The sequence below is a fragment of the Pseudoalteromonas sp. S2893 genome, from assembly GCF_005887105.1.
Lineage (GTDB): Bacteria > Pseudomonadota > Gammaproteobacteria > Enterobacterales > Alteromonadaceae > Pseudoalteromonas > Pseudoalteromonas atlantica.
The window spans coordinates 1-12,975 of the sequence record NZ_PNCY01000029.1 but is presented as its reverse complement, the minus strand read 5'-3'; the positions used below and the strand labels follow the sequence as shown (position 1 = coordinate 12,975).

Below are 12,975 nucleotides of genomic sequence, written 5' to 3'. Positions count from 1 at the left end.
AGAAAAAAGCAGCTAACGGGCTGTTAGCTGCATATTACGTTGTTATTTACCTTCACGGCGTAATGCGCTTGAAGTAAATTCGTTATCGTTAAACGACTCTGAAAAGTCGTACATTTTTTCTTGGTTATCTAAACCAATAGCTAAGTAACGGCGCGAATTTAAATCATGATACACTTCTAAGGTACTCCACTGCGTAGGTACTTCGTAGTAGTTTAAGCCATATGCCATTGCTACACGATAAAGCTGGTCGCGATTATCATAAATATCGGTCACTTGTACTTGCCAACTATCTTCATCAATATAAAACACGCGTTTTTTATAAATATGGCGTGTATCATCCTTTAAGTTAGCTTCAACAACCCATACACGGTGCTTTTCATAACGCGTATGCTCTGGATTAATGTGGCCTGGTTTTAAAATATCGTCGTACTCTAGTTTATCACTGTGTAATTTGTAGCTATTGTACGGAATATATAGCTCTTGCTTACCTTTTAACGTCCAGTTGTAACGGTTAGGTGAGCCATTAAACATATCAAAATCATCGGTAGTACGTAAGCTATCTGCGGCTGTACCTGGTGCGTCATATGCAACATTTGGTGCACGACGAACACGACGCTGACCTGAGTTATATGTCCACGCTTGGCGAGGCGTTAAAATTTGATCCATGGTTTCGTGTACAAGTAGCGCTGTACCGGCAAGGCGTGCTGGCTCTGTCACCTTTTGCTTAAATTTAAACAAAATGTTTGAGTCTTGAAGCTCTGCAGGAGTCGCTTTAGGATCTGAATATTTAACCAATAGTTGTTCATCAAAGCCTACATAATTGTACGAACCCGATGCGGTGGGTGCAGCTTGTCCACCAAAACGCTCTATTGATTGTCCACGATAGCGTAATAAGTGATTCCAAATAGCTTCTAAGCCAGATTTAGGTATAGGAAATGGAATACCAATTGCGGTATTTTTTATTCCGTTGCCACCTTCAATAAGCTCAGCCGTTGCAGCAAACTCTTTTGTTGCATCGTATACAAACTGTGGGTAAGACGCAGAGCGGCGCGTTTCATAAACAGGCATTTTAAACGTATCTGGGTATGCTTCAAATAAAGCAATTTGGCCAGGGCTTAAGTTAGCTTTGTACTTATCAAGGTTTGTTTTATCAATGGTAAACAACACTTTGTCCGCAGAATACGGGTCTAAATGGTGCATGCCTGGCTCATAACCTTCTGGTGCAGATGTAATACCGCCATTCCACGCTGGAATTGACCCATCAGCATTGGCTGCTTTTTCTGCGCCAAATGGCGTTAAGTCTTGTCCTAAACGTGCAACTTCTTCAGCGCTCATTTTTGCCATTGCCGCTGAACTTAAAAACATGCTACACAAAGCCGTAGCGATGAGGGTAGGTTTTTTAATCATACTAATATTACCCCTAAATTGAATATTTTAAATTGAAAGAAACGTAGTCACGATCTGAGAAAGTATTGATATCGCCACCACCCCAAAATGAGTTGTAGCTCACATCAAGTGACCATGCATTTTGGTAATTAAAGTTCATCGTTACACCCAACGATTTACGGTCTTCAATAAACAAGAACATAGGATCAGGTGTGTTACCGTTTACATCATGAGAAAATACAAATCGTGGAGAGAAGTTAATACCATTGTAAAGGTTAAAGTAATCACCTTTAGCAATTAGGCGGTAACCCCAAGATGATGCCGTTGCAAACGACTTTTCTTCTGGGCCATTAGAAAGGCCTAGTTGTAATGTTGTGTAGTCAGTCGTGCCTGGGCCGGTGATCACACCGCTTCGACCTGTACCCGACACATTTAAACGCATTTCGTCGTAATCAGGCATATCATGAATTTTCACAGCACCTACTTCACCTACTACAGCCCAACTATCAGCACCTAATGACGGGCCAAATAAATGTGTTGCAGTAAACTGAATTTGTGATGTGTCGCGTTCAATATAACCTTGTGCAACTTCACCTGCCGCTACAGAGCTAATCGCATCACCAAAACTCATTTGCGAAATACCCGCAAAGTCTGGGCGAATACCGGCAAGCGCCAATTGTTCAGGCATGGCGGTATAAAGTAGCTCTACATCGTCTATTTGTAGTGGTTCGTCTTTACGAAATGCAAACTCACCAGCAAACGCAGTTTCGCCAATTGTGGTGTTAAAGCTTAAACCGTAAAGTTTAATATCTTCTGGGTAATCATTTTCTGCTTTTGAAAACGCAATTAAATCTGCTACGTTGTCATCTGTAATTTCTGTTGTTGCAATCATCGCTAGGTCTTGTGCGATGGCAGCTTGCGAAAAGTTAGATACACGACCAGAAATTAGCGGACGTCGACTATGGTAGTTAACGTGGTATAACGCCACTTCGGTGTCGTTCCACTCTGGTAAAAATACACCTAAACGTAAACCATATTGGCCGCCGTCATCTGGCTCTGTTTTACCGTTATCGCCTTTACCTTTAAGTGCAACTTTAGTTGGATGAGCTAAATACATGTTTGCAAGCAGGGCTTGGCCTTCAGCACTTGTTGGGTCAATACCCTGTGCTGCGGCTACCTGAGCAAAATTAGTATAAAGGTTATTAAGGCTGTCGGTTAAAAAGGCCATATCAATGTCAGGGTTTGAAGTAAAACCTAACTGTACATTTTGCTGATAGCCGTTTTCTGCTGCAAAGTCATTGGTAGAAAAATAAGTACCCGCAGCCGGTAGGCGTGTTTCGTGCCATTGGTACTGATAAAAACCTTCTAAAGTAATATTTTCAGTGATCCCTAATGACGCCCAAAGCATACCTACAGGAATAAATGCTTCTTTAAGCTCAGCTCCTGGCGCTTTTAAGCGGTCAATGTCGACCGGGTTTACGTTAATACCATGAGAGATAAGTGTACTCTCACCCCAGTTAACTACTTGTTGACCAAGGCGAATTGACAGCGGGTTGTTGCCATCGTTTAAGTCAAAATTTGCCCAAACGTAAGCATCTAATAAACGGATGTCGGCACAGCTTTGCTCTTTTGTGTCGTCATCATCACATGGATCTACGCCTTGTCCTGAGGTTGGGTTAACGTAGGCTCTATCACCATCCATTAACTCAAAATCGTAAAAGTACATAAAACGTGTGAATAAGCCGTAGTTATCTTTGCTAATTGAAAGGTCGTGTGTTCCTTTCAATAATTTTGAAAACGAATCACCGCTATCAAAATTAAGATTACCTGCATCGCCATTATTAGAGTAAGAACCTGGTTGAGCCCAAACATCTTGAGAAGAATAAATTGTATTTAATGAAGGATTATACCCAGTCCAATCAAATGCAGGATTATTGCTTTTACCAATAATGTCGAAATCTCTGTCTTCAACACGGACGCTTTGACCATAGGAAAAAGTTGAGTCGAAGGTGACATCAAAGCCCCCTACCTCAAAATTTGCTGCATTCGCTGCTGCAGATAAACCTAAGCTTGCGGCTGCTAAACCTATAGCTATTTTGTTTTTAACAAAAAGCGATCTTCTTATCATTGTGTATCCCCCCTGTCGTGGGTAATTATGTGTGATCAAGTTATTGTTTTTAGTGTAATCTTAACGATAGAAGCGATTATAAAAAATTACAAATGGTCGCGTTCAATCAATTTTTATATTTTTTGAGCTGACGTTTACGTATTGGTAAGACGTCATACCAGATAATTTATACACGTAAATTAACAATAGAACAAATTGAAATTAACAAAAAGATAATATTTTTATGTATCTATAACATAAAAACAGCAGGTTAGGCGATACGTTCGAGGCGAATAAATTTATTCTCGGGGGTAAGTAAAAGTCTAAAACGCCCTCTTATTCCAATAGATGAAATGTAAGGGCGTAAGTGCGAGGCGGCAAAACGTATTGTTTTACCGCTATCTTCAACCACTTGTACTGAGCTAAAACGACCATGGTAGTAGTCCATGCATTTGTTATAGCTCAGGTGTAAAGAAAAGTAATACTCAATCATTTAATTAAGCGCTTTTTCAACCTTTTCATATAAATCAGCACTTAATCCTTCAAGGTTTGCTAAGCGTTGCAACTGTGCTTTCATTGCTTGAGCACGGGTTGTGTCAAAGCGTTTCCACGACATGAAAGGCGTTAACATTCTAGAGGCATTTTGCGGATTAATCGCGTTTAGCTTAATAAGTAAATCACCTAATAATGCGTAACCTTCACCATCTTTTCGGTGAAATTGTGGGGTATTAAAATGACTAAAGCTGCCCACTAATGCGCGTACACGATTTGGGTTTGAAAAATCAAAGCTAGGATGCGCGTACAACGCTTTTATATTCTCAATAGCATCATCACCGGATTGCATAGCCTGCAGCGCAAACCATTTATCCATAACTAAAACATCATGACGCCACTGGCTATCAAAATGATCTAACAACGTTGTTCTTAATGGGTGTGATGCTTTTACTACCGCACTTAATGAGGCTAAAACATTGGTCATATTCGGTGAATCTGCCGATTCTTTGATAAAGCGGTCAACTTGCTCAGAAGGTATTTTAGCTAAGTAATGTAAACAAACACCTTTAAGCGCTCTTATAGCCACTGCATCTGAATTTATACTGCCATCATCTACTAACGAGCTGTAACAATGTAAAAGCTCAGCAGATAATTGCTCGGCAATCTGTTGCTCAAACAACCTTGTGATTGTAATGATTTCGTCAACAGGAATTATGTCAAACTCAGCGGCAAAGGTGTCAAAGCTTGGCAGTTTTATAAGCTCTGCTACCAGTGCTAAATCACCACTTTGTGCGCTTATTAACACACGTAGTGCATTAATAACGTTTTCACTTAATGTTGCGTGTTCAGGTGCGCTGACTGCTTGCTTAACTGCATTAATAAATAATTGCTGCTGCGCATCCCAACGCGAAAAATCGCTGCGCGCAAAACGCATAATATGCAGTAAATCAGGTTCTGAATTTTGCTGGCTTAAAATACAGGGCGCTGAAAAATCTTCAAGTAACACAGCCACTGGGCGAGCAGGTATTTGATCAAAGTAAAACGTTTGCGTTGGCGCAGTTACGTTAAGCACGTGGTCGCGTTTTTCACCTTGATAAGTAAGTGCAATACTTTGCCCTTTTTCATCTAATAATTCGATGGCAAATGGAATGTGAAGGCTCTTATTATCTGGCTGATTTAGCGGAGCTGATTGCTCAATTGTTAAAGTATAAAGTTGCTTATCGTGATCATAGTGCTGTGTTGCATTTAATCGTGGTGTACCTGATTGGCTATACCAACGTTTAAATTGCGTTAAATCTATGTCTGAAGCATCACTCATTGCAGCAACAAAATCATCACAGGTAACCGCTTGACCATCATGGCGTTCAAAGTAAAGCTGCATCCCTTTTTGAAAGTTAACCTCACCTAACAGGGTGTGCATCATTCGGATAACTTCAGCCCCTTTATCGTACACCGTTACGGTATAAAAGTTATTCATTTCGATAACTTTTTCAGGACGAATTGGGTGCGCCATTGGCCCCGCATCTTCACTAAACTGATGTGTGCGCATTACTTTAACAGCATCAATGCGGTTAAGTGCGCGAGAGCCTAAATCGCTACTAAATTCTTGGTCTCTAAATACTGTGAGCCCTTCTTTTAAGGATAGCTGAAACCAGTCTCTACAGGTAACACGGTTACCCGTCCAGTTATGAAAATACTCATGACCAACAATCGACTCTATCGTGTGATAATCTTTATCGGTGGCGGTTTCTTGGTTAGCCAATACGCATTTACTATTAAATACGTTTAGCCCTTTGTTTTCCATTGCTCCCATATTGAAAAAATCTACGGCAACAATCATGTAAATATCTAAGTCATATTCTAGGTTAAAGCGTGTTTCATCCCAATGCATAGCTTTTTTTAATGAGTTAATTGCATGTGGTGTTTTAGATAAATTGCCTTTATCAACAAATAACGCAAGCTCAATTTCGCGCCCACTTTTTGTTGTGTAAGTGTCTTTTAGTACATCAAAATCACCCGCTACTAATGCAAATAAGTAACTTGGCTTTTTAAATGGGTCTTGCCATTTAGCAAAATGGCGGCCATCAGCTGTTTCACCACTGTCAATTTGGTTACCATTTGACAGTAAATGCTTAAAGCTTTTATCAGCAATAATCGTCACATCGTACGTGCTTAACACATCAGGGCGGTCTAAAAAGTAGGTTATTTTTCTAAAACCTTGCGCTTCACATTGCGTGCAATACGCACCACCAGATAAATACAAGCCTTCTAAAGAGGTATTTGTATCAGGAGAAATTTCAGTAACAATTTTAAGTTGGCATGTGTGAGGTAAATCATTAATGATTAGGTGCTCACCTTCAATCTTATAATTAGTATAAGCAACATTATCTACTTGCAGCTCCACTAATTGTAAGTCTATGCCATCTAACACAAGCGCTGAGTTTTGATTTGTTGTTCTTTTAAGTGTTAGTAGAGCCGTCACTTTTGTATTTAGTGGTTGTAAGTCAAAAGTGAGTTCAGTGTGCTCTATAGAAAAATTAGGCGCAGTGTAGTCTTTTAAGTATTGCGCTTTTGGCTTTGCTGAAACAGTCATAGTTACTCCAACTAAAGCTCCTTAAAAAGGAGCTATTTAGATTTAAGCAGGTTGCTTAGGTTCAATGCGTAAAATTTTAATGCCTACGTACGCATAAATAATGGCTAAGAAAGGGTTAATTAAATTAAAGAAAGCATACAAGGCATAGTCAAATGGGTTTATTAATAAAACGCTTTGCATGTACGCACCACAGGTATTCCACGGAATTAGCGGGCTAGTTATTGTGCCGCCATCTTCTAAAGTACGCGATAAATTAACGGGCTTTAAGCCACGCTTTTTATATTCTTCTTTAAACATACGACCTGGCACTACAATAGCAATGTATTGATCAGCCGCTATTAAGTTTGTGCCCACACAAGTAGCAATGGTTGATGTAATAAGCGAGCCCGTGCTTTTTGCAATTTTTAAAATGCTCTTAACAAAAATATCTAATAAGCCGGTTTTTTCCATAATGGCACCAAACATAAGAGCCGTCATGATCAGCCATGTTGTAGTTAACATCCCTGCCATTCCGCCACCACTGAGTAGTGAATCCATTTTGTCATCACCCGTGTCGATGCTAAAACCATCGAAAAAAGTCGTCCAAATAATTTTAAAATAACCAACCAACTCACCCTGAGAAAGGTCGATTTGTGTCGCAATTAAGTCAGACTGAAACAACATTGCCCACACAGCACCAATCACAGCTCCAATTGAAATTGCCGGAAACGCTGGCATTTTTTTAATAGCTAAAACTAGCAGCACAATTAATGGAATTAACATTTCAAAGCCAATATTAAAGTTTTGCTCTAAAATCGCTGTTATTTCGTCAATCCTGCCGGCTTCGTTAGAAGCCGTTGCATTAAAGCCCATAAATATAAAAATGATTAATGCAATGACAAAGCTAGGAACAGTAGTCCATAACATGTGATGAATATGTTCAAATAAATCAGCTCCAACAACAGCCGGTGCTAAGTTAGTAGTTTCAGAAAGCGGACTAAGTTTGTCACCAAAGTAAGCACCCGAAATAACCGCCCCTGCCGTCACAGTTTGATCAAGCCCTAACCCGGTGGCCACCCCTAAAAGCGCCACACCTATGGTGGCAGCTGTGGTCCAAGAGCTACCTATACTCATTGCAACAATGCCACAAATTAAGCAGCTTGCGGCGTAAAACCAGCTTGGGTTAATAACCTGTAAGCCATAATAAATGAGCGTTGGCACTGTGCCCGACAACAGCCAAGTACCAATTAAGGCACCCACCATTAATAAAATTAAAATAGCCCCCAATGATAAGGTAATACCTTCAATCATGGCTTCTTCAAGCTTTTTCCACGTATAGCCATTTTTTAGCCCTATTAGTGCCGCAGCAAAGGTGGCAAATAATAACGCTATTTGGTTAGGACCTGATGACGAATTATCGCCAAATAAATATACCGCTGCGCCTAAAAGGCAAATTAAAACAGTGATAGGAACAAGTGCATCAAAAAACGAGGCGGGTTTAATCGGTTTTTCTAAAGGCTTCAAAATAGTGACTCCTGCACACCACATATCGTGGCGTGGTTATTTATTATTTTTAGCGTATCAGTGCTTTTTTTAAGCCACAGTAATGTAACTCAATTTAGTAATTCGCGATTATAGCAATTTAGCGAAATTTAGGTAACAAAAAAGGCGCAAAAAGCGCCTTTTAAACGGGGTAAATACGTGTTTATTTTTTAGCGATACGGCCAAAGTTAATGTAATCTTGAGTGATCAGTGCTGCCTCTTCTAAGAAAGGGTCAAGCTCTTCAATTACCTCAGGTACATCATCTAGGTTTTCTATTGGCTCTTTACCTAAACGCTTTAAACGCTCATTAGTGCGCGCTAGAGTACGTGCTTCATTTTCATCTTTTTCTTTAATACGGTCTGCTTCAACTAAAGAAATAGTTTTGCGGTCTTTCTCTTCATTGTAACGGGCAATATCATCAAATACGTAACCAAACTCTGGCTCTGACTTAATACGTACTTCGTGCTGTTTTTCAAGATAAGTGATTACAGGCGTTAAATTACCCTGCCTATTATACTTAGCTCGTACTATGCTATCCCACGGCAATGCATTATCTTGCTTGCTCTCGCCCCATTCTGCTGGGTCTATCGCCGAAGGGAATGAAATATCAGGAATAACCCCTTTATGCTGAGTACTGCCGCCGTTTATACGGTAAAACTTAGCAATAGTGTATTGTACGCTACCTAAGTCATTGTCATATAAATCGTACGCACGACCTAAGCCTTTGTGCTGCTGAACCGTTCCCTTACCAAAGGTTTGCTCGCCTATAATTACTGCGCGGCCATAGTCTTGCATTGCGGCGGCAAAAATTTCAGAGGCTGAAGCACTATAACGGTCAACTAAAACAGTTAATGGGCCATCGTAGTAGGTAATTCCGTCACGGTCTTTTTGCTCTTCAATACGGTTATTTAATGTATGAATTTGAACAACCGGACCTTGGTCAAAAAACAAGCCTGATAGCTGTGTAGCTTCATATAATGATCCTCCGCCATTTTGGCGCAAATCAATAATAATACCGTCTACGTTTTCTTCTTTAAGTTTAGCTAATTCAACTTTAACGTCTTTTGAAAGATTGTTGTAAAAGCCTGGGATCTCAATAACACCAATTTTTGAAGTTAAATTTGAATAACTCGCTTCAAATACTTCAGATTTAGCCGCCCTATCTTCTAAGCGAATTTTATCACGGGTGATTTCAACTACTTTAGGCGTGCCATGTGCATCAGAGCCTTTAAGATACTGTAAACGTACCTTAGTGCCTTTAGGGCCTTTGATTAAATCAACTACATCATCTAAACGCCAGCCAATAACATCAACAAACTCTTTTTGATCTTGGGCAACACCAATAATTTTGTCGTCAGCTTTTAGCTGCTCTGTTTTATCGGCAGGACCACCTGGTACTAAGCTACGAATAACGGTGTAATCTTCATCTGGGCTTAAAACGGCGCCAATGCCTTCAAGCTCTAAGTCCATATCCATTTTAAATTGTTCTGCGCGGCGCGGCGATAAGTACGACGTATGCGCCTCAATGCTTCGCGCTAGCGAGTTCATTACAATTTGAAATGCATCTTCTGAATTTGTTTGCACTAAACGTTTTTGTGCATTTTTATAACGCTTAGTAAGGACCTCTTTGATCCCTTCCCAATCTTTGCCTGTCATTTTTAAACGTAAGGCATCGTATTTAACGCGTTCACGCCAAATTTCATCAAGCTCAGCTTGCGATGCTGGCCATGCCGAATCTTCACGGTCAAAAAAGTATTCATCGTCTTTATCAAACGTCATTTCTTTATCGAGTAGTGATAAAGAGTAATCATAACGTTCAAAACGGCGCTTTAAGCTTAAGTTAAAAATATCAAACGTAAAGTCAAGCTTACCGGTGGTAATAGCATTATCAAAATCGTTGCGGTATTTTTCAAACGCTGCAATGTCGCTTGCTAAAAACACACTTTTGTTAAAATCAAGGGATTCGATATAACGATCGTACACTTTGCTAGAAAGCCCATCGTTAAATCGAACCGGTGTATAGTGTGAACGAGCAAATAAGTTAGCCACTCGTTTGCTGGCAGTGCCATGTTGACTTTCTTGTTTAAGTACAGGCAAGTCTTCAAGTTTTGCCGCTTCTACAGAAGCGAATAAAGAACCTGAAAACAGGGCAGCAACTAACGGAATGAGCGTAAACTTTTTACTCATACACAACTCCTTAATTTATTTACAACTTAAATAATGTATAAGCTGTCAGCTTTGGTTTTAACTTGCATGCCTGTTACTAATTCAACATGAACTTCGTCTTTGTTTACTTCAGTAATTACCGCATTTACAAGTGCTTGGCCAAGTTTAACCTTAACCTTGTTATTAACCTTGACCTCACTTGCAGGTAAAGGTTCAACTTTTCCTGAACGTTTAGCTGGGGCTGCTTTAGCTGGTTTGTTAGCTTGTGCATTGTTTTTGCTAGCGTGGGCTGGTTTTTTCTTGAAAGATTTAGAATCTGAATCTTGGCGTGGACGCTGTTGTTTTTTGCGTTTTGCCATTTTAGCACGGCTTTCTTCTAGTGCTTTTTGAGCGTGGTCAATGTGCTCTTGCTCAACTTTTTCACCTTGATTGCCATCAAGATCAATACGAAACTCTGACTTAGTCACAGCTTCTAAATAACGCCAGTTAGACGTGTATTTTCTAAGCGCTTGACGTACTTGAGTCTTACTTACTTTTTCAGACCCTTCGATACGCTCGGCAATATCTTTAAAAATACCGACTTTAAGCGGTTTAATACCGTCTTTTTGTTTAAAACATTGTGGAAATTCTTGATAAAGAAATTCCAGCACTTCATTAATATCTTTTAGCTTGTTTGTGGTTTCCATTTTAGAACCTATTTTTCACATCTTTTCATCAAGGGACGAGTCAACGTAGTGTATTACCCAGTCGATTAACTCTTCGAAGTCGGCTTCAAGTACAGCCAAATCACCTCGAAGGTGTTCCCAAATACCATTTATTATTTCATCGATTGATTCACAATCTAAATCATCTGGAAGTTTATCCCAGGCTATGTGAATCAAATCATTGAGCGTTTCCGCTACATGTTCTTCTTCCCCTTCCCAATCGCCTACATCTTGTACTGCGAATAGGTAGTCTTGAACATTTAGCAAGTCTTTCATTATAAGCTTGCCTCTAAGCATTTAACTAATGCTTCAAGACCTGCTTGGTCATCAGTATCAAATCGACCAATAGTTGGGCTATCGATATCAAGAACAGCAACTATTTTATCATTTTTCATGATAGGTACAACAATCTCAGAGTTAGACGCTGCATCGCAGGCTATATGGCCATCAAACGCATGCACATCTTCAATTAGTTGAGTTTCTAACGTTGCTGCAGCCGTACCACACACCCCTTTACCAACAGGGATACGAATACACGCTGGATTACCTTGAAAAGGCCCAAGCACTAATTCACTTGGCGAATCCATAAAGTAAAAGCCCGCCCAATTTACATCTTCTAATGAGGTAAATAATAGCGCACTTACGTTAGCCATATTAGCAATGACATTAGATTCACCAGCAATTAGTGATTCAGTTTGCTTAACTAATGACTGGTAAAAATCGTGCTTTTGCATACCAAACTACTTATTATTAAAAAGACAGTAGCTAAAGGTACTCTTTGTCGTGAAAAATTGAAACCTTTTACAGGCAAAAAAACAGAAATAGCGCCGTTTTTCAGCACGCTTGATTAATATTTCTGCAATTATTTTTTTGATGTTTTACGCAGGCCAAATAAAAATAGTCCTGCGGCAAAAGCGGCCATTACACTATTAATTAAAAATATCTCACCTGTTGTAGCACTGAGTAAATAACTAAATATTGCGCCACCGAGCAGCCCAAGAGTCAGTACACCTGAATAATTCACTTTTGCATACTTAAACATAAGCAAATAACCCGGTACGACAAAAGCGGCCATAGTAAGCCCAACAATATGTGCGTTCGCAATTGCACTCATCAGTAGTTGTAAAAAAATGGTAACTGCATCGCCATTCATAGTGAGCCCATAATAAAGGCCAAGTAAACTACCAACAATCACAGGGGATAATAAAGAAAGCGCGACACTTTTGGCTAGTTGATGTTTCATATAAGTTCCTAATTACACACTACAAACATTATCTTAAGCATGCACCAAGTTCTTAAGGTTAGAAACAGAGACTATGGTCGTAATTTATGATGGGAAAACAAGCACTCTTTAAACTGCTGTAACTAGGCATTTTAATTTTATAAAAATATACCTTAGCGTTTCTAGTAAGGGTATTTAACCCCCTTTGCAAGGTGTGATAATTTGAAGATTTAGTTTCTGCTGCGCTGTTTAATGAATGGTTTAATAAATGGTTTTGCTAACTAAAAACAAACGCGCATTGTTTTACCAGCCCACGCTTACTTTGAGCTGCTTAGTCGCCTATAAGACAAAGTTCACTACCTTATAAGCGCTATCGTCAATAAACCTAACCTTTAGATTGCAATATTAAGTACGTTCTTCAATTAATGACTGATTTACGCATAGCCAGCGTCGTAGGTATACAGCACAGCAAAGCTGCAAAAGTGATGATGTATAGTTAATTGTGTCAAAAGGTTGGAATACAAATAAAACAAACAACGTTATCCATGAGCATCATTGCACGATAAACAATAAGTTTTCTTGAAGGTAAATCATCCTTGAGCCACAACATACTATTTTAATTACCAATTTTAAAATCTAAAAAATAAAAGTAGTACATCAATACGTTAATAGCGGCTAATAGCAAACCGAAATGGGCAAATAAGCGAGGAAGCCTAAGGTGGCCTGATAATAAAGCTGTCCCGTCCTGAAATAGGTTGACGGTTTTAATGAAAGACTTGG

Annotated in this window: 10 protein-coding genes; all 10 read right to left on the bottom strand. The window is 39.5% G+C overall.

The window, feature by feature from the left end; genetic code table 11:
• Positions 1-42: 42 nt before the first annotated feature.
• The 10 genes from CWC04_RS13310 to CWC04_RS13265 all read right to left on the bottom strand — a co-directional run bounded on the left by CWC04_RS13310 (position 43) and on the right by CWC04_RS13265 (position 12,216).
• Positions 43-1,407: a DUF1329 domain-containing protein gene (locus CWC04_RS13310; protein WP_138685643.1), complete on the bottom strand. Its 1,365-nt coding sequence runs from the start codon at positions 1,405-1,407 to the stop codon at positions 43-45.
• A 13-nt stretch (positions 1,408-1,420) separates the two neighbouring features.
• A complete protein-coding gene (locus CWC04_RS13305) occupies positions 1,421-3,514 on the bottom strand; it encodes a DUF1302 domain-containing protein (protein ID WP_138685642.1) in 2,094 nt (697 codons plus the stop codon).
• Positions 3,515-3,764: 250 nt separating this feature from the next.
• On the bottom strand, positions 3,765-3,986 hold the full coding sequence (locus CWC04_RS13300) for a DUF2835 domain-containing protein (RefSeq protein WP_004586708.1): 222 nt from the start codon (positions 3,984-3,986) through the stop codon (positions 3,765-3,767).
• Positions 3,987-6,581: an aminopeptidase N gene (gene pepN / locus CWC04_RS13295; protein ID WP_138685641.1), complete on the bottom strand. Its 2,595-nt coding sequence runs from the start codon at positions 6,579-6,581 to the stop codon at positions 3,987-3,989.
• 42 nt (positions 6,582-6,623) lie between these two features.
• Positions 6,624-8,084 carry a Na+/H+ antiporter NhaC gene (gene nhaC, locus CWC04_RS13290; protein WP_171036153.1) on the bottom strand — a complete coding sequence of 487 codons (1,461 nt, stop codon included), beginning with the start codon at positions 8,082-8,084 and terminating at the stop codon, positions 6,624-6,626.
• Between the two features lie 181 nt (positions 8,085-8,265).
• The gene (gene prc / locus CWC04_RS13285; protein WP_126007209.1) at positions 8,266-10,290 is read right to left on the bottom strand and encodes a carboxy terminal-processing peptidase; all 2,025 of its coding nucleotides are present in this window, start codon (positions 10,288-10,290) and stop codon (positions 8,266-8,268) included.
• 26 nt (positions 10,291-10,316) lie between these two features.
• Positions 10,317-10,955 carry an RNA chaperone ProQ gene (proQ, locus tag CWC04_RS13280; protein ID WP_004586712.1) on the bottom strand — a complete coding sequence of 213 codons (639 nt, stop codon included), beginning with the start codon at positions 10,953-10,955 and terminating at the stop codon, positions 10,317-10,319.
• Between the two features lie 15 nt (positions 10,956-10,970).
• The gene (locus tag CWC04_RS13275) at positions 10,971-11,249 is read right to left on the bottom strand and encodes a hypothetical protein (protein ID WP_004586713.1); all 279 of its coding nucleotides are present in this window, start codon (positions 11,247-11,249) and stop codon (positions 10,971-10,973) included.
• On the bottom strand, positions 11,249-11,707 hold the full coding sequence (gene msrC / locus CWC04_RS13270) for a free L-methionine (R)-S-oxide reductase MsrC (protein ID WP_004586714.1): 459 nt from the start codon (positions 11,705-11,707) through the stop codon (positions 11,249-11,251). The genes CWC04_RS13275 and msrC overlap by 1 nt, the downstream gene beginning before the upstream one ends.
• A 128-nt stretch (positions 11,708-11,835) precedes the next feature.
• Entirely contained in the window at positions 11,836-12,216 is a 381-nt protein-coding gene (locus tag CWC04_RS13265; protein ID WP_024033524.1) for a hypothetical protein, read from the bottom strand.
• Between the last annotated feature and the right edge of the window lie 759 nt (positions 12,217-12,975).